Source organism: Yersinia rochesterensis (assembly GCF_003600645.1).
Classification (GTDB): domain Bacteria; phylum Pseudomonadota; class Gammaproteobacteria; order Enterobacterales; family Enterobacteriaceae; genus Yersinia; species Yersinia rochesterensis.
Genome location: NZ_CP032482.1, coordinates 3,876,933 through 3,893,943 on the forward strand (window position 1 = coordinate 3,876,933; position 17,011 = coordinate 3,893,943).

The following is a 17,011-nucleotide window of genomic DNA, read 5'->3' on the forward strand; positions in this document are numbered from 1 at the left end:
ATCTTATGTCAACCGAATCAGATCACTGAACAATTATCAACCTAAATTCGACTCAAACAATCAATCGCGATGGCCTTAAAACTATCAAAATGCTGGCTACTCAATAAACGGCTCATGGAGCGCTCGCGCACAAAAGTGACAAACAGGTCATAAATGGCCATCGCTTCTTCATAATCAGTTTTACTGATAGCCAGCAAGAAAATCACATGAGCAACTTCGCCATCCCCCCAAGAAATCCCCTCAGGAGCCAACAAAGTGACCACCACGGTTTTCTTGGCTAATAAGCCCAGTGAATGTGGCAGTGCAATCCCCTCACCCAGCATAGTGGAGACTATCGCCTCCCGCTCGACTACTGAGGGGTAAAAATCCGCATCAACAAATCCTTCTTCTTCCAACTGACCACAGACTTTTTTGAACAACTGCTCCTGGGTCATCGGTTGGTCAATAATCATAAAGTGATTGTTATCAAAGAATTTTTCCAGCATATAAGGTCGGGTGCGGTCGACTAAGACCAGTTTACCGAGTTGCTCTAATTGATATTCTGTTGGGAACGGCGACATCACCACCACCGGCTTGTTTTTCTCTGCTAATCGCGAATTGGAAATAATAAAATCTTCGTCGATATGGTCGAGATTGTCGTAATCACGCAGGGAAATAGTCTGAGTCATCACAATCTGCGGGTACTTACGGGAAATTTGCGCCTGAATCATCCGAGTGGTGGAATTCCCAGTGTCACACACCAACATGACCTGCGGATGGCGCTGATAACCAATGTTGTAATGGCGCTCCAGCCCCACCCCGATGTGCAAGACCAAATAGCCGATTTCATTCTCACTTAAGCTGTAAGGCGTATATTTCCCCCAACTGGAAACTGCCGCCAGAGTGACATCATAGGCCATGGGATAATGCTGTTTAATATTGGATAACAGTGGGTTAGGAATAGTAATCTGATATTTCACCCGCGTAATCATAGTTTTGATATGGGTAAGCAGGTCACTGCGCAGCTGCTTATCGCCCTGCAAATTGTAGTTATAGTGAGCATTGATATACGAGAGGATATAATCCACCAGCGTTTCTTCGTCATCGGCATTGATTTCACTGGGGCGGCTAGTGCTGGGCTGGCTGGTCTGTACCCGGCGGGCGGCAATGTTCACCCGCAAATAAGCTTCTTCCGCCGCTGAAATATCTTTACCGGATAAGAGCTTGAGCTGATTTGCCAAACGGCCAGAAGCCAATTTGACCGCCTCATCAACATCTTCAGCATCAAAATCAGATAATGGGTAGCCGTCGGTGATGCGTTTTATCGCCACCGCACAGTAGAAAATCAGGTATTGCTCGCCCTCATCCGTTAACCGCACCGCGTATTGTGCCAGTAACTCATGCAGCAACCCCGTCAGCTCAGGCAGCGTTTGGATACTGAGATAATCAGTATTTAATAATGGGTTATCAGCATCTTGCAGTTGTAACTGAAACAATAAATCTGTCAAACAGGTGCGAATAGCCAGCTCCGTTCCGAACAGTTTCATGCCATAGCGAGGTTTAGTTTCAATCGTCAGGTGGTAGCGGTTTAGCCTTTCTCTCACCTCAGCCATATCATTTTGCAAGGTGCCACGGCTGACAAACCATTCATCGGCTAAATCCTCTAGCTTCAATGAAAAAGCAGAGGTCAAAAAACGGATTAACAGATAATGCACTCGCTCACTGGCAGTGCGCGGCGTCAAATGCATCTTACGATTTTGCTGCTGTAAAGCACGGAAGCGCTCAGCATCATCAATCATCAGCCGATAACCAAAGCCACGGTTATGAATAAAGTGCGCACCATAATGCTCAAGAACCTCATTCAACGCCGTAATATCCGCCCGCACAGTGCGTGTCGAGACCGCAAAGCGTTTCGCCAACTCCTCTTGAGGCAGCGTTTCCGATTGCAATGCATCGAACATATAGGCCAGACGTTGATAGGGAAATCTCACTGCTCCACTCCGTTATTCAGAATATTAGCTGTCCCCCTGACAGCATGGCCGCAGGGGGCGCATACCTCACATTATTTTTTCTCTGCTGGCGGCACAAACACCATTTGTGATGGACTGCCGACGGCGGTATAGCCGGGTACAAAGGTCAATTTGCCACTTTGTGGGTCAACTTTAAAGCGGGTTATGTTATCGCTGCGTTGATTCATGGCGTATAGGTAGTGGCCAGCAGAGTCGAGCACCAGCGTGCGCGGATAATCACCTCGCGTCCAAACCTCTTCCACCGGCTTAAATTCACCGTCCGCCGTCACAGCAAACTGGCCGATACTGTTATGCAGCCGGTTGGCAACATACAGGAATTTACCGTCTTTCGAGAGCGTCAGACCGGCCGCAAAACTGGTGCCACGGTAATCCGGCGGTAACGATGAATGCGTATGTAACTGTTTCAAAGTGCCTTTTTCTGTATCCAACTGATAACTGGTCAGCGTCGAGGCTTCTTCATTAATTAAGAATAGCGTCTTACCGTTAGGATGGAACACAAAATGACGTGGGCCGGCACCGGTGGATGAGGCGCTGATAAAAGGCGGAGAGTTCGGCATCAACTTGCCATTATCCGCATCAAATTGGTATTGATAAATCCTGTCCAATCCCAGATCAGTCGAGAACACAAATTTGCCACTCGGCGAGCTGGCAATCATATGCGCATGTGGGCCATTGTGGTCACTGATGGCGAAGCTGCCTTCTACCGCCGCTGCCGGTTTCGCCGCGCCTGCCGGGCCTTCATCTTGCTCTACTGAGCTGGCCTCTGCGAGTTTACCGCCATTTTGCACCGGGAACACCGCCACCGAGCCGCTAATATAATTGGCAACCAATAAATGGCTGCCCGATGGTGTTAATGAGAGATACACCGGCCCCGCGCCCTGGGAATCAACCTGATTAATCAATGTCAAACTGCCATCAACCGGGTTGATACTGTATGCTGCAATCGCGCCGTGTTTACCGCCATTGTAATCCGCCACTTCACTGGCAACATATAAGGTTTTGCCCTGTGCATCCACCACCAGTTGCGCCGGATTGGCCAGAGAGCTAACCAAGGTTTTCTCACTTAATTCACCGGTTTTAGAATCAACCTGTAGCCGGTAAACTCCTTCCCCATTCGGGTGATAGGTTCCGACGTAAGCGAATGATTTATTGGCATTCTGTTCGGCATGGGCCAGAGGATTAAACAGCGCGACCGTCGCCAAAGCAATGCCCGCCGACAGGCTTTTTAATCCGGTCAGGCCAGTTAAACCAGAATCTGTTGAGCTGTTATGCATATGGATCCTTACTCATAGGGAATGGCTATCGAATGGTATGGAGCTATTCAACTTCACAGTCAGGGCACCCGGCTGGCTACCCCGTAGATACTGATGTTCTATCAAACTTGATGCCAATAAATCAGAAGGTTACTGCACGATTTTTTTGACGATATTCAATAAGGTTTTCACATCGTTCGGGCGGGTATTGCCGGTTTTGCTGTCGATAATCGAGCTATAGATATGCGGAATGACTTTTGTCACGCCAGCATCCAGTGCGATTTGCAGAATTTGTTCGAAATTCTCCAGGTCAATACCACCGGTTGGCTCCAGCCAGAATCCCGTTGCCGCACAAGCCTCGGCAACAAAACGGTATTCTTCGATGGAATCCAGCCCATTCATCGGGAAGAATTTTACCGAGCTGCCGCCCATATCTTTCAGCATGGCAATAGCGGTGGTGACCGGAACAATCGCGTCCTTTTGCTGAGAACTCAGCGGGCCGGTGGAAATCTTCACATAGCCTACTTTGCCGGTCGGGGAAATCAGGCCGTTAACTACAGTATCCTGCTGGCCCAGTAAAGCGCGGCTTGGGCCGACACCAGTAAAGACTTGATTCACATGCTGCGGCTGCACTTGGTGTGAAATCTGGCTGACCATCGCCGACTGTTTGGGGTCACCCGCACCCAACCCAACCGACAACGCATTGTCGATAAGTGCCGCGTACTCGCGCATATCTTTGACGGCGCTGTCGACATCCGGATAATTCTTCGATAACACGCCCACCAGCACATGGCCTTCAGCGGCCTGATAAATATCGCGCGCATTGTCTTTAGAACCGGCCAGCACATTCAAACACACGCGGTCACGGTAATAGTTTGGGGTCAGTTTCATCAGTTAGGCTCCCTTAACCAAGCGGTTAATGCAGGTGTAAATCGTCTCGAGCTGCGATGGCGTCACACTGCGCACATCCACCTCAATCTTGCCTTCGTTGGCTTTGTAAGCGCGGAAGTAAATGGCAATATCGCCATTTTTGAGTGCCTCGACCAAATCTGGTGTTGAACGGCCAATTTTGGCTTCATCAAAGCTAATTTCAGTGCGGGCAATATCACGCCCCGCGGCATCCCAAACCACTTTGGCTGAGACACCATCAATAGTATTTAACTGGCTGATAAATGGCGTCATTTTGTCAATCATCTGCTGGCCAGTTTCTTTCTCCAGCGTCATGTAGCTTTCAATCGCGCGGGTCAAGCCAAGGATGCCCTCTTTACCCACTTTCATCGCCCGGCCAATGCCGTTTGATTGCAATTTCACCCAATCTACATAGGTTTTTTTGCCCAACACTAAGCCGCTGGTCGGCCCTTCAATGGCTTTAGCACCGCTATAAATCACCAAATCAGCGCCCATTTGGTAGTAACACTGCAAATCTTCTTCTGCGGCGGCATCAACAATTAATGGCAATTGATGCTTGCGCGCGATCACCACCGCCTGCTCAACTGACAAAATGCTTTTTTGCACACAATGATGGGATTTTATATACAAGATCGCCGCCGTATTCGGCGTGATCGCCGCTTCCAGTTGTTCTGGCAAGCACTCATTGGCATAACCCGCTTCCACCACTTTGCCGCCGCCCAATGTCACCATGGTATCAACCGGCGCGCCAAAATTAACATTGTGGCCCTTGGGCAAAACAATCTCATGGGGCACAGTGCGCGGTGCGGCGTGTAAGTTAACCAGTAAATTGGCATTGTCTTTGACAATCACGGCGGCGACCGACTGGGCTATCCCGGCAGAAGCGCAAGACACCACCACCGCACTTTCTACATTCAGTAAGCTCGCAATATAAGCGCCCGTCTGATTCACCAAATCTTTCATGACAAAGTAATGATTCAGACCCAGCTCCACGGCCTCAACCACATCCTGCCGTGGCGTTGAGACACCCAGCATCGTCATGCGGCCAGAAGCATTAATCACATGCTTTAACTGGTATTTTTCATAGACTGAAGACATCTTTTAACTTCCCTTCATCAGTTAATACTAAGTCACCGGCGACGACCGCAGCCAGTGGCACCAGATACTTCTCACCGGTTACCGATTTACCCTCTGAATCACTGAACACCTGAGGCTGTTGTTTCAGCTCAAAAATAGTGAAATCAGCGTCATAGCCAGTATCCAGCACCCCTTTATGGGTTAGGCGCAGGGCCTGTGCGGCATTTTCTGTCACACAGCGAATCACTTGCTCAAGGCTCAAGCCGATAGTGAAAAATTTGGACATCACGGTCGCCAGACTATGGACTGGCCCGCTCAGGCGGTTGCGGCAATAAATGTCGGAACTGATGGTGTGCGGGTAAATTCCTTGCTTGATGGCAAGCTCGGCCACATCAAAACTGAAACTGGCGCTACCGTGGCCCACATCTAATAATACGCCGCGCTTCAGCGCCCGCTGGATGGATTCACGTAAGGCACCGGCAGGGGTCAAAATTCGGTTCGGTTTGCCATTGTAGCAATGGGTAATAATGTCGCCCTGAGTCAGTAAATCGGCAATTTCATCCAGATCCGGCGGGTTATTGCCAATATGCACCATCAGCGGCAACTGGTTGTTTTCTTGCTGAATTTCTTTAGCGCGCACCAAGGGTTTGATGCCATTTTTACCGACTACGCTGCTACTCATGCGCGCTTTGATGCCAATAATAAAGCCGGGATTGCGGGCAATTGCCTGGCTGACACTTTGCTTATCAATCTGCGCCATATCGGCTAATTCGTTTTGCGTGACAATGCCGGTTTTCGCAATATTCAGAAAAGCATAAACATGGGTTTTGGCCGCGCGGGTTAAGCGGTAAAAATCATCTACATTATTGGCGCCGGTGCTGCCTGCATCCACCACCGTGGTGACGCCACTGGCAACGCCGACTAAATCGGCTTCATCATGATAAATAGGTGACGCGGGGTAACAGTGGACATGGGAATCAATCCAGCCAGCACTGAGGTAATATTTCCCGGCCAAATCCAATACTTTTTTAGCCGGTTTAGCTAAAAGCCCCGTTTGATTATTTGGCACTGCAGAAATAGCCGTATCCACGGCCATTATTTTGCCGTTATTAATCGCGATATCAACCTGACGGCCATCAACTAATACTGCTCCAGTGATAATAAAGTCATACATTATCTTTATTCTCCATTATAGCCTTCTTAACTTGATGTCGCGGCGGGGTAAATATCCCGTTATTGGAATATTTACCCTGTGGATTAAGAGATTGCGACTGGGAAAATAGACCCTAAAATCATGGCACCCAAAATTGCGCCACCGGTAATAGGTTTGTTCCACAGATAAAATAGTAATGCGCCGCCTAAAGAACCGATACCAATTGGAATTGAGGCGGTAATGGCGGATAAAATAATCAATGGCCCTAAGAAACGGCCAGATGAATTACCTGCGCCCATCATGACATCAGCACCGTAAGTCGAATTACTTTGGTTAATGGTAAATTTACGTGCCAAAATAATCAGATAGCCGATAGCTAAACCAATAAGCAAACCCGTCACTAAAGAAGCAGCGAAATTAGCGACTGGGAAGACAAATCCAGCGCCCAGTAATAATGCTGGCACGCCCAGACCAACGCCCGTTTGAATGGCTCCACCGATATCCAAAATACCGACCAGCGAACCTTCAATAATTCGGGCGAATAAGAAGCTGGCACCAAATGCAGCAACCGCACCATAAACACCAGTGTCCATGCCCGCACGTAGCATTGAAACAAAGGCCACTTCGTTAAATGCGCCGATCCCATATAAATAATACATATGGGTACCCGCGAATACACCGGAGGATAATAATCCTACAAAGATCGGAAATGACCAGTCGGCATACCAGAAATTATTCTTGGTTTGTTCATCCATCATCAAGCTCCTCTCGCTGTGTTATTTTCCGCTTAATGCGTTATGAATAGTGTCGAGCCATACTGGAGCACTCAGACTGAATGATTCCAGGAATTTCAGATCGAATCCGCGGAAGAAACCACTGAGCACGAATAACAGCACAATAACTGTCATCATGATTTTGGTAACTTTATTCCAGCCGCTTTCCTCAACACCTTTACCAATTAAAATACCCAGAACCAGGCCCGGTACTGCGTTGCCCATAATTAACTGCGCCAAACCGCCGAAAATAGTGGCCCAGAAACCAGAGCGACGCCCAGCATCAATTGCCGCTAACCAGAAAATAACTGGCATCACGGTGTTAACCAGAATATTTGCCGCAGGTACCAGCACTTTAATTGCCGTGACCTGTAATGCCGCAGGAACTGCCGATGCCGTGGTATTTAAAAAGCTGACCACAATAACCCCGATAATCCCGCAGGCAATCGCCATTTTTTTCGGGTTATGCATGGTTTCCGCCACATTGCGATTTTTAATCATCAATGCTGCGGCACCCCAGTTAGGAATAATGCGGTGGTCGACGTCTTGAGTAAAAGCCCCTGCTGCCACTGAAGAAGCCCAGGCGTTGAAGAAGAACCCTAACCCAAAGGAGAAATGCGAAGCCGGATCACCCTCACACGAGTTCAACTCGCCCAAGGTACGAAACGCCCCCATTCCCTGTATGGTCGGTGCATGGAACATGCGGGCGGCCCCCACACCAACCCCCACACCGACCAATCCGCCGATAATAATCGACTTAAAAAGAATGATTAGAAACATCAGTTTATCCTTTTCATCTTATTTAGAAACGAAGATAACCTTATCTGTATTAATGATTGTCACACTCACGGTAATATCTAATTCGACACTGTAGGTTTTTCTTTCCCGCGACAGGAAAAAGAATAAAAACTTTTCATTTTTTACTGATAATTCTGCTTTTAATACTTTTACGTCTTGTGGCTCAATTCGCAGCAAAATATTTTGTGTCGACTTCAATACCGTATTCTGGACATTACCGAGTGCATTAGCGAAAGCTTTACCTTTAGTATCGCCTTTACCTTTGACTTGCACCTGAGTGGTATATTGCTCTTTCATTACGGCTGACCATATTTCTTGATATAGGCTTCCACCAGCTTTTGCCCTAATTCTTCTTTATCCATAAATCCGAAGCCTAAAACCTTGCAGCCTTCGTTTATTGCCGTCACGCCTTCTTCCACTGAACGCATGCCGTATTTAGCTTTGTAGCCATATTTATTTTGTGCAGTAATAGCGCCTGCACCGCCACTACCACAGAATGAAATACCGAAATCTGCTTGTTCGCTATTCATCACATCGCCCAATTTCATATCTGCGGCCACTCCGGGAATAACCACCACGCGGCCACCGGCTAACTCAACACCTTGCCCAACTTTCTGGCCTTTTCCTAAACGGTCGCCAATCACAACAGTAATTTGACTCATAGTATTTTCTCCAGAACAGGTTTTTATGGGTTATTATCTTTCGCTACTTCAAAATGCACCGACAACAAATAAGCTTCTTCAATGGGTAAATTAGGAAATTTATCGACCACCTGCTGAGCCATTTGCATCGAATGTGCTGAAATCTCATCAAATAATGATTTATCTACTTCAGGTAGTGGCTCGCCCGTTATTGAGCGCAAGACCATAGCCCGAATATGTGATGTCAACATTTGCTGCTGAACAGCATTGGTAAAAATATTTTCGGCATTTAACATCGCGGTAATTTCACCTAATACCCGCTCAGTGATGGTAATGGCCTCTTTCATTCCAGGGTCTTCGGCTGCATTCAATGCGGCTACATCATTCACGCTGGCAATCCTCTATTCCTTACGGCTACAACTTTCTGACTGCAAAGATAAGTTCAGTTATTTATTCGTCATCCCTTGCCTCTGCGCTATAACATCACCCTACCTGCAAGCGGAATGGGTGTGTAGCGGCATTTTTTCCAGTTCAAAGTGGAAATGTAATGGACTGAAGGGATCACTTTCGCAAAATACGCCGTCACATCCCTAACTTAATCATTAACAACAAAATAACTTGCTATATAAATAGAGGGTGGAAGCAGATACTGGAAAAAAGTTCGTGATCCGGATCTCTTTCTTTTCTCGCCGGAAGCGCCTAATATCAGAGTAATATTAAGCTATTTTCGAACACCCCCTCTCCTATGGCGTGGGGGTGTTGTTTTTATGTTTTGTTGAAATTGAATTGGAGAGTGGTATGACCAAGCCAACCATCACGATTAACGAGCTGGATGCTGAACGTTTGGATGCGTTACTGGCGCAACCGGCCTTTGCCGGTTCAGTGGTCGCAACAGCGCTCAATGAAGAACTGGATCGGGCAGAAATCCTGCCCCCGAATGCTATCCCGGCAGATGTCGTGACCATGAACAGTCGCGTGCGTTTTCGCGATCTGAACAGCCAGGAAGAACATATCCGCACATTGGTTTATCCGGCGTCGCTGAAAGACAGCAACGAGCAGCTCTCTGTCATGGCACCATTAGGTGCGGCATTGCTGGGGTTGCATGTGAATGACGAAATTAGTTGGAAATTGCCGGGTGGGGATGAAGCCCGCATTATCGTGCTGGAATTACTTTATCAGCCGGAAGCTGCCGGTGAATATCACCGCTAATTTATGTAATGGGGTAACGACCTAAGGCCATTACCCTCTTTCCCTGATCAGCGATACTTTTTGTGGTAAGTATCGCGCGTCGGTTTAAAGTCTTGTGCCGCTTTTTTAGCTTCATCTAACTTGCCTTGACCAGCTAATGCCAGCGCGCCATCAATCTGCCCGATCAATAAGTCTAAACCGTGGCGGAAATCTTTCACTTCAGGACTATCTTCAGCTTTGTCTTTTAACTTAGTCGGAATCCCTTTCTGTGCATCAAGTGCTGCGACCCGCATTGCCTGTAAACCTTGATTAATCGCATCGGTAGAGTCGGCTTTCAGCACTTTGCCGTAATTCTCGGCAATCGTATCCATGTTATCTGCCACACTGGCAGCCATCGCCAAGCTGCTGGCACACAGCAATGCCGCGGCCATCAAGGCCATTATTTTCTTGCTCATGCTCACATTCCTTATAATTATTGTTAAATCACGACACATCATTATTACATTGCTCATACATAACATAGGCAATGCAGGGACAATCTGACAATGACTTTTTGTAATCAAATAAGGAAAGCTCGAAAAAGAGCAAAAAAAAACTGGCAACAGATGCCAGCTTTAGATTCACAGCAACAATATATTATTCGCCCGCAATCTTCATCGCAGGTAATAAAATAGAGCCGCACTGAATGTTACTGCGGGTTTCGATGTCGCTGCCCACACTCACGATATTACGCAACATATCTTTCAGATTACCGGCGATGGTTATCTCGCTGACCGGATACTGAATCTCACCGTTTTCAACCCAAAAACCGGCCGCGCCACGGGAATAATCACCGGTCACGGTGCTAACCCCCTGCCCCATTAACTCAGTCACCACCAACCCTTTGTCCAGTTGTTTGAGCATCCCGGCGAAGTCCTGCCCCTGGCCGGCAATGCGCCAGTTATGGATACCACCCGCATGGCCGGTACTTTGCAGCCCCAACTTACGGGCCGAATAGCTGGTCAACAGATAGGTTTGCAGCACCCCGTCCTTGACGATCTCGCGTTGCAGCGTGCGCACGCCCTCACTGTCAAAGGGGGTCGAAGCCAAGCCACGCAGTAAATGTGGATGTTCTTCAATAGTTAGCCACTCCGGCAAAATCTGCTTGCCAAGGTGGTCGAGTAAGAAAGTGGATTTACGATAAATATTGCCGCCGCTAATAGCCGAAACCAAGTGACCAAACAGGCCGGTAGCGACTTCTGCGGCAAACAACACCGGCGACTGCATAGTCGGCAGTTTGCGGGGTGATAAGCGGGATAAAGTACGGCGGGCGCACTCTTCACCGACCCATTCCGGGTTGGCTAAATCTTCCATTCGACGGCCAATGGTATAGGCGTAATCCCGCTCCATATCACCATTGTGCTCTGCAATCACACTGCTGGAGAGTGAATGGCGGCTTGAGCAGTAACTCTGCAACATCCCGTGGCTATTACCGAACACCCTGATGCCATAATGGCTATTAAAACTACCACCTTCGGTATTGGTAATCCGCTTGTCAGCCTGCAATGCCGCTTGTTCTGCGCGGGCGGCCAGCAAGATACCTTGCTCAGCATCTAAATCGCTCGGATGGAACAAATCCAGATCTGGCGCTTCAAAGGCCAGCAGCGATTTTTCCGCCGGGCCAGCATAAGGATCCGGTGAGGTATAGCGGGCGATATCCAGTGCAGCCTGCACCGTACGGGCGACCGCATCCGGATTTAAGTCAGTGGTGGAGGCGCTACCCTTACGCTGTTGATGATAAACAGTGATTCCCAGCGCACCATCGCTGTTGAATTCCACGTTTTCCACTTCACCAAAGCGGGTGCTGACACTGATTCCGGTGGTTTTGCTTACGGCAACTTCGGCCGCATCAGAACCCGCACGGGCTAACTCTAAAGCCTGTGCAACTGCTTGTTCCAGCGTTTTACGCTGTTCTGCAACTTGAGTGACTACTTTCATCAGTCTGCCATAATTAATGAGATAATCGTTCAGGAAAGTGTCGTAATACGACGACTTACACGGATAAAATAGAGAATGTCCTGATTCTGAGTTTATCAGAGATCTTCGTACAATTTCGCAGAAAGCCAACAGCCTGCTACAATTAGCCTCTTTTTAAGGAATTTGACCATGAACAAGCAGCCCGAAGACTGGCTAGATGAAGTCCCAGAAGATAAAAATGACGATGATGAAGAAATTATCTGGGTCAGTAAAAGTGAAATTAAACGTGATGCTGAAGCGCTGAAAGACCTCGGTACTGAACTGGTTGAGCTGGGTAAAAATGCGCTAGAGAAGATCCCATTGGATGAAGATCTGCTGGCAGCCGTTGAATTAGCACAGAAAATCAAGAAAGAAGGCCGCCGCCGCCAGATCCAGTTAATTGGTAAAATGCTGCGCGCCCGTGATGTAGAGCCGATTCAAACTGCATTGGATAAACTGAAAAACCGCCATAATCAGCAAGTCTCGCTGTTCCACAAACTGGAATTACTGCGCGACCGTTTGGTTGAAGAAGGCGATGATGCTATCCCGACCGTGTTGGAATTGTATCCAGAGGCTGACCGCCAACAGCTGCGTAGCTTGGTGCGTAATGCCCAGAAAGAGAAAGCTGCCAATAAACCGCCGAAATCATTCCGCCAGATTTTCCAGTATCTGCGTGAATTGGCTGAGAAAAAGTAATCATCGGGCGGGGCCGGGTCAAAGGGGCCAGTTCAAGTTATATTGAAACGCAGGCTCCCGGCCAGCTCCTCTTCCGCCTCTTCGAACAATAAAACTATTGCCCCAAAACGGCGTTTCCGGCGGTGATTGAAATGAATAAATTCAATCTCTACCGGTAAAGCTATCTCGCCCGTTACCACATCCCACAGCGCATCCAGATTGGCACCAAAACCTTCGCCCAGCGCAAACTTTTGGGAGAATGCGTCGTAAAAAGCGGGAAGATCCGGTATATGGTCAAAATCGAATACCACTTTTACCATCTTTTTACTCCATCCGAATGAAATGCTTGTAGTGATCCTGAGTCAGATAAATCAGGCCGTCATTGGAGTAAAGCAACCGATCAGTACCACGATGCCCGCAACGATAATTCACATCGGCCTCACGCCAGTTGCGGCCTTTGGCATCGGGCAGTTGGCGTTCACGGTTAGAAAAACGATCGCCACCAATGGCCTTACCCGGCAATACCTTACACAAATTGCCGTCTTTTGGATTCCAGCCCTTTTCGCGCGCCTGTTGCTTAGTAATATAAAAATCCGGCAGGCGGTGATGGGCTTGCAAGTATTTGGCCACCTGCTGGTGCTGAGTTAATTGCTCGATAGGTGCTGGGGCCGATAACTGTGGCCGCTCTAAGTCCGGCGCTTGGCCGATAGCGCGCACAGTGACACCGTCGATACTCTGCCATGCTGCCACGGCCAACACCAATAACGCCGCCAGAATAGCTATAAGTCGTTTATTCATGGTTCTCCTTAACCTTTTGTGTTCCTCTCATTGTGCTGCTCATGGTGATTGCCCATGCCCCACTCTATTAATCAAAATACGATATGAATCTGCATCATAGATTGCCCAGATGAAGGGTTTTGACTTCCATAAACTCATCCAGCCCCAGCACCGAACCTTCACGACCCAGACCAGACTCTTTAACGCCACCGAAAGGCGCTAACTCGGTTGAAACCGAGCTTTCGTTCACACCAATCATACCGCTTTCCAGCGCATCTGAAACCCGGAATACTCGCTGTAAGTTCTGAGTATAAAAATAAGCCGCTAACCCGAATGGCGTGTTATTCGCCCGCTGAATGACTTCCTCTTCCGTTTTAAAACGGAAACACGCCGCCAGTGGGCCAAAGGTCTCTTCAGAGGCCACTTTCATCTGCTCTGTAGCATCTGCAATCACCGTCGGCTGGAAGAAATTACCGCCCAGTTTATGGCGGCTACCACCGGCCAATAATCGCCCGCCTTTCTCTAGCGCATCTTTGACGTGATCTTCCATTTTTTCCAACCCTGCGAGGTTAATCAGCGGCCCCATATTGACGTCTTTATCCATGCCGTTGCCCACTTTCAGTTTCTTGACTTCAGCGGCCAGCCGATTAACAAACTCGTCATAGACGCCATCCTGAATATAGAAGCGGTTGACACAAACACAGACTTGCCCGGCATTGCGGAATTTACAGGCCATAGCGCCCGCGATGGCAGCATCCAAATCGGCATCATCAAACACGATATACGGCGCATTCCCCCCCAGTTCCATGGAGATTTTCTTCATGGTGGCGGCGGCATTGCGCATCAAGGTTTTGCCGACTTCAGTCGAGCCGGTAAAGGAGATTTTGCGCACTTCAGGGCTGGCCATGATGGCATCACTGATAGCATGGGTATCACCGGCAACACCATTAAGCACCCCGGCGGGCACCCCCGCCTGCTCGGCCAATGCCAGCAAAGCAAAGGCGGAAAGCGGCGTATTGTTAGCCGGTTTAATCAGCCCGGTACAACCGGCTGCCAGTGCAGGCCCCAGTTTGCGGGTGAGCATCGCCAATGGGAAATTCCACGGCGTGATAGCCGCCACCACACCGACCGGTTCGCGGGTCGCCAGTATGCGGGCACCTTCTTTAGCGGGCGGGATGATTTCGCCATTGGCACGTTTAGCCTGCTCACTAAACCATTGAATAAAGCTGGCGGCATAAGCAACCTCGCCCAGTGCTTCTTTCAATGGTTTACCTTGCTCAGAAACCATTATTTCAGCCAATGATTGCTGGTGTTCCATAATCAGAAGATACCAACGCTGTAAAATTTCTGCGCGCTGTTTTGCGGGAGTTTTGCGCCAGGCAGGGAAAGCTTCGCTAGCGGCTTTAATGGCAGCTTCCGTTTCCTGTTTACCGGATTTAGCGACTTTTGCGACCAGCTCGCCGGTCGCAGGATTATGAACCGCAAAAGTATCCTGCGCCTGATGCCAAGAACCGCCGACAAAATAGCCAATATGATAAACACCGTCGCTATGTCGTTGCGCTTGTAAGGGATTGCTTAATGAGTTGCTCGATGGATTTTGTGCTGACATCTTGTCGACCTCCTGAGGGAAATAATGCCCTCCATCAGTGGAGGGCGAGGAAGGATGGTTCCATTAAGTATATACCCAAAGTCATTGGAATTACCGGTAGGCAGCCAGCGAGCGCACCCCGATGAGCTGACCCATGTCAGTGATTCGGGTAAGTGAACGCCGCTAACAACCCGGTGGTTTCAAGGACGAAGGGTATGGTTAGATAAGTGCACTCTGATACTTGTGCAGCATATCAGCCAGCCGTTTTACTGGGCGGGTAACAGAATCAGGCGATTGATAATCCACTAATTTCTGCTGATATTGGTCTAATTCTTGTAATAACCGAGCAAAATAATAGCGCCGTTTTTGCGAATTTTTGGCATTAATAACGCGATCCGCGGTATAGCGGATTTGCTTATGAAAAGCACTCAATTCGGCATTAACCGGGACTTCCGTTTTATTGAGCCGCTGATGAGCAATTATCAGAGTCAAAGCCAGCCGATATTTGTCGAGATCACCGGGGAACATCATCAAAAGCTGATTCAATTGCTGATATAGCGCCGGTAAATGGTTTTCATTGCGGCGCGCTTTATTGGTGGTCAGGGCAGATACTGCGCTGTAAACAAAGCGGTTTAATAAGGTTCTGCCGGTTCTGTCCTTGGCATTATCGCGGATCAGCAACAACACAATCAGGGAAACGAAACAGCCGACAATTTGGCCTAATGCGCTGTCGAGAAACAAACTGACATTAAATTGCATCGGATTACTCAGCACGATAATGTTGATGGTGCTGGCTAGCGTCCCCAATGAACCCAAGCGCCGCTTTTGCACTTCGATCCCAATAATAAATGCCAGCAGCCCTAGGCTGATGCATAACAGCAACATACTTTGCTGAGTCGCGGGAATGATAAACATAAAGTAAAGCGCCCCGATGGGCAGCGCCATAATCACCCCCAGCAGAAAATCGAGCGCCACCATGCGCGGATTAGGAGTTCGCATCGCCAGCGAAGTGACCACTGCAATCATCACCATACAGCCCGCCCCCGATGTCCAGCCCGTCCATAGCCAGAATAACCCACCAATCGCCGTCGCGACACCGGTACGCAAACCGTTAATCATTGCATGGTGCCCCTCGGCGGAGACATGTTTCACCGGCACAACACCGGCCAAAATCTCCTCCTCTACCCGGCTAATGCTGCTGTTGGTATGAATCCCTTTTGACAATAATAAATAGCGGGTTGCCGCACCGACCCAACTGCTAATGGTATGTGGGATTGCGTCACTGTGGCTGGCACCCATAAATTGGCGCAGTTTTTTCATTTTTTGATGAATTTCAGCCGACGTTTGCGCCGGTTCGCTTAACATAGTTTTCAGTTCAGCGGTCAAGATATCGGGGTGATTGGCGAGCACTAGATAGGTTTCACACGCCTGAGTGATTAACGTTAATGATTCAGTATGCAATACCTGTAAACGGCAATCACAGCGCTGCCAACGGGAAGATTCCATCATCAGATAGCTGCGCATCCCATTGAGTGCCGTAGTATTTTTGACTAAATCACTCCAGGCGCGGTCGATATCCGTTTTTTCTGCCGGGCGAATACACAGTTGCAACAGCCGATATTGATCGACTAAAACTTTATCGACCAGCCGATCAATATCTTGCTTAATTGATCGCGGGGAAAACAGTAGATCCGCCATCACGGCGCAGACGATCCCCAACACAATCTCGCTACAGCGTTCAACCGCAAATTGCGGTGTTAATAAAGGACTCTCGCCGGTCGTCACAATGATGATAAGCGCGGTATAACCTGCTAAACCAAAGGCATAGGAGTTTTCAACGCGAACCAATGATGAAATCCAGGTGCATACCCCAGCCCACAGACAGCAAAGCATTAAAGTCAATACTGGCGCTCTGATGGTCAGAACAATAATAATCAAGCCACCAATACAGCCAATGAATGTCCCGATAATACGCAGCCAGCCACGATGGCGAATTGCACCGGAAAAAGGTTCGCCACCGGCCGCAAAAGCTGGGCCAGCGGCGACAATCGCCGCAGTCAATACTGACCAGCGCGGTGTTTCCAATTGCAGATGAAAACCGAGGAACAGCGCCGCCAAAATGGCAAAACTGAGCTTGAAAGCAAAGCGTAGGCGGATAAAAGCCGGGCTGCTCAT

Annotated in this window: 18 protein-coding genes; 2 read left to right on the forward strand and 16 right to left on the reverse strand. The window is 48.7% G+C overall.

The genetic code is table 11. The features are described from left to right. Window positions 1-41 precede the first annotated feature (41 nt). From DXZ79_RS18010 to DXZ79_RS18055, 10 genes are all read right to left on the reverse strand, one after another. Window positions 42-1,970 carry a BglG family transcription antiterminator gene (locus DXZ79_RS18010; RefSeq protein WP_120011518.1) on the reverse strand — a complete coding sequence of 643 codons (1,929 nt, stop codon included), beginning with the start codon at window positions 1,968-1,970 and terminating at the stop codon, window positions 42-44. A 71-nt stretch (window positions 1,971-2,041) separates the two neighbouring features. Beyond that, entirely contained in the window at window positions 2,042-3,283 is a 1,242-nt protein-coding gene (locus DXZ79_RS18015; protein WP_120011519.1) for a lactonase family protein, read from the reverse strand. Window positions 3,284-3,412: 129 nt separating this feature from the next. Then, on the reverse strand, window positions 3,413-4,153 hold the full coding sequence (gene dagF / locus DXZ79_RS18020; protein WP_120011520.1) for a 2-dehydro-3-deoxy-phosphogluconate aldolase: 741 nt from the start codon (window positions 4,151-4,153) through the stop codon (window positions 3,413-3,415). A 3-nt stretch (window positions 4,154-4,156) separates the two neighbouring features. Then, window positions 4,157-5,269 (reverse strand): DgaE family pyridoxal phosphate-dependent ammonia lyase, encoded by a 1,113-nt coding sequence (locus DXZ79_RS18025; RefSeq protein ID WP_038638696.1) that lies wholly within the window; start codon window positions 5,267-5,269, stop codon window positions 4,157-4,159. Then, window positions 5,253-6,422, reverse strand: a complete 1,170-nt coding sequence (locus DXZ79_RS18030; RefSeq protein WP_038638693.1) for an amidohydrolase/deacetylase family metallohydrolase — start codon at window positions 6,420-6,422, stop codon at window positions 5,253-5,255. Before DXZ79_RS18030 ends, DXZ79_RS18025 begins: the two co-directional genes overlap by 17 nt. A gap of 83 nt (window positions 6,423-6,505) precedes the next feature. Then, the gene (locus DXZ79_RS18035; protein WP_038638691.1) at window positions 6,506-7,156 is read right to left on the reverse strand and encodes a DUF4310 family protein; all 651 of its coding nucleotides are present in this window, start codon (window positions 7,154-7,156) and stop codon (window positions 6,506-6,508) included. A gap of 21 nt (window positions 7,157-7,177) precedes the next feature. Continuing rightward, window positions 7,178-7,954, reverse strand: coding sequence for a DUF4311 domain-containing protein (locus tag DXZ79_RS18040; RefSeq protein WP_004392358.1), 777 nt, complete (start codon window positions 7,952-7,954; stop codon window positions 7,178-7,180). Between the two features lie 18 nt (window positions 7,955-7,972). Further along, a complete protein-coding gene (locus DXZ79_RS18045) occupies window positions 7,973-8,269 on the reverse strand; it encodes a DUF4312 family protein (RefSeq protein WP_038638687.1) in 297 nt (98 codons plus the stop codon). Beyond that, window positions 8,269-8,634, reverse strand: a complete 366-nt coding sequence (locus DXZ79_RS18050) for a glycine-rich SFCGS family protein (protein WP_005271418.1) — start codon at window positions 8,632-8,634, stop codon at window positions 8,269-8,271. The genes DXZ79_RS18045 and DXZ79_RS18050 overlap by 1 nt, the downstream gene beginning before the upstream one ends. Window positions 8,635-8,657: 23 nt before the next feature. Continuing rightward, the gene (locus DXZ79_RS18055; RefSeq protein WP_038638682.1) at window positions 8,658-9,002 is read right to left on the reverse strand and encodes a glycine dehydrogenase; all 345 of its coding nucleotides are present in this window, start codon (window positions 9,000-9,002) and stop codon (window positions 8,658-8,660) included. A gap of 409 nt (window positions 9,003-9,411) precedes the next feature. Between DXZ79_RS18055 and rnk the strand changes: the two genes are divergently transcribed. Next, window positions 9,412-9,822, forward strand: coding sequence for a nucleoside diphosphate kinase regulator (gene rnk, locus DXZ79_RS18060; RefSeq protein ID WP_005162545.1), 411 nt, complete (start codon window positions 9,412-9,414; stop codon window positions 9,820-9,822). Between the two features lie 47 nt (window positions 9,823-9,869). Here the strand turns inward: rnk and cybC are convergent, their stop codons facing one another. Both cybC and pmbA read right to left on the reverse strand, forming a co-directional pair. Then, window positions 9,870-10,256 (reverse strand): cytochrome b562, encoded by a 387-nt coding sequence (gene cybC, locus DXZ79_RS18065; RefSeq protein WP_038638679.1) that lies wholly within the window; start codon window positions 10,254-10,256, stop codon window positions 9,870-9,872. A 181-nt stretch (window positions 10,257-10,437) separates the two neighbouring features. Then, window positions 10,438-11,778 carry a metalloprotease PmbA gene (gene pmbA / locus DXZ79_RS18070; protein ID WP_038638676.1) on the reverse strand — a complete coding sequence of 447 codons (1,341 nt, stop codon included), beginning with the start codon at window positions 11,776-11,778 and terminating at the stop codon, window positions 10,438-10,440. A 168-nt stretch (window positions 11,779-11,946) separates the two neighbouring features. Between pmbA and yjgA the strand changes: the two genes are divergently transcribed. Further along, window positions 11,947-12,492 (forward strand): ribosome biogenesis factor YjgA, encoded by a 546-nt coding sequence (gene yjgA / locus DXZ79_RS18075; protein WP_050292186.1) that lies wholly within the window; start codon window positions 11,947-11,949, stop codon window positions 12,490-12,492. 32 nt (window positions 12,493-12,524) lie between these two features. On the opposite strand, the gene DXZ79_RS18080 is transcribed toward yjgA, so the two are convergent. From DXZ79_RS18080 to aaeB, 4 genes are all read right to left on the reverse strand, one after another. After that, window positions 12,525-12,791 (reverse strand): barstar family protein, encoded by a 267-nt coding sequence (locus DXZ79_RS18080; RefSeq protein WP_038638670.1) that lies wholly within the window; start codon window positions 12,789-12,791, stop codon window positions 12,525-12,527. Window positions 12,792-12,795: 4 nt separating this feature from the next. Further along, window positions 12,796-13,269 (reverse strand): ribonuclease, encoded by a 474-nt coding sequence (locus DXZ79_RS18085; protein ID WP_038638666.1) that lies wholly within the window; start codon window positions 13,267-13,269, stop codon window positions 12,796-12,798. A 94-nt stretch (window positions 13,270-13,363) separates the two neighbouring features. Then, entirely contained in the window at window positions 13,364-14,857 is a 1,494-nt protein-coding gene (locus DXZ79_RS18090) for an NAD-dependent succinate-semialdehyde dehydrogenase (protein WP_038638664.1), read from the reverse strand. A 198-nt stretch (window positions 14,858-15,055) separates the two neighbouring features. Then, window positions 15,056-17,011: a p-hydroxybenzoic acid efflux pump subunit AaeB gene (gene aaeB, locus DXZ79_RS18095; protein WP_050292187.1), complete on the reverse strand. Its 1,956-nt coding sequence runs from the start codon at window positions 17,009-17,011 to the stop codon at window positions 15,056-15,058.

Excerpts from the sequence above, each read along its gene's own strand:
- yjgA (WP_050292186.1), top strand. The coding sequence starts at position 11,947 with ATGAACAAGCAGCCCGAAGACTGGCTAGATGAAGTCCCAGAAGATAAA.
- DXZ79_RS18080 (WP_038638670.1), bottom strand. The coding sequence starts at position 12,791 with ATGGTAAAAGTGGTATTCGATTTTGACCATATACCGGATCTTCCCGCT.
- DXZ79_RS18040 (WP_004392358.1), bottom strand. The coding sequence starts at position 7,954 with ATGTTTCTAATCATTCTTTTTAAGTCGATTATTATCGGCGGATTGGTC.
- pmbA (WP_038638676.1), bottom strand. The coding sequence starts at position 11,778 with ATGAAAGTAGTCACTCAAGTTGCAGAACAGCGTAAAACGCTGGAACAA.
- DXZ79_RS18050 (WP_005271418.1), bottom strand. The coding sequence starts at position 8,634 with ATGAGTCAAATTACTGTTGTGATTGGCGACCGTTTAGGAAAAGGCCAG.
- aaeB (WP_050292187.1), bottom strand. The coding sequence starts at position 17,011 with ATGAGCAGCCCGGCTTTTATCCGCCTACGCTTTGCTTTCAAGCTCAGT.
- dagF (WP_120011520.1), bottom strand. The coding sequence starts at position 4,153 with ATGAAACTGACCCCAAACTATTACCGTGACCGCGTGTGTTTGAATGTG.
- DXZ79_RS18045 (WP_038638687.1), bottom strand. The coding sequence starts at position 8,269 with ATGAAAGAGCAATATACCACTCAGGTGCAAGTCAAAGGTAAAGGCGAT.
- DXZ79_RS18025 (WP_038638696.1), bottom strand. The coding sequence starts at position 5,269 with ATGTCTTCAGTCTATGAAAAATACCAGTTAAAGCATGTGATTAATGCT.
- rnk (WP_005162545.1), top strand. The coding sequence starts at position 9,412 with ATGACCAAGCCAACCATCACGATTAACGAGCTGGATGCTGAACGTTTG.
- DXZ79_RS18035 (WP_038638691.1), bottom strand. The coding sequence starts at position 7,156 with ATGGATGAACAAACCAAGAATAATTTCTGGTATGCCGACTGGTCATTT.
- DXZ79_RS18090 (WP_038638664.1), bottom strand. The coding sequence starts at position 14,857 with ATGTCAGCACAAAATCCATCGAGCAACTCATTAAGCAATCCCTTACAA.
- DXZ79_RS18030 (WP_038638693.1), bottom strand. The coding sequence starts at position 6,422 with ATGTATGACTTTATTATCACTGGAGCAGTATTAGTTGATGGCCGTCAG.
- cybC (WP_038638679.1), bottom strand. The coding sequence starts at position 10,256 with ATGAGCAAGAAAATAATGGCCTTGATGGCCGCGGCATTGCTGTGTGCC.
- DXZ79_RS18015 (WP_120011519.1), bottom strand. The coding sequence starts at position 3,283 with ATGCATAACAGCTCAACAGATTCTGGTTTAACTGGCCTGACCGGATTA.
- DXZ79_RS18085 (WP_038638666.1), bottom strand. The coding sequence starts at position 13,269 with ATGAATAAACGACTTATAGCTATTCTGGCGGCGTTATTGGTGTTGGCC.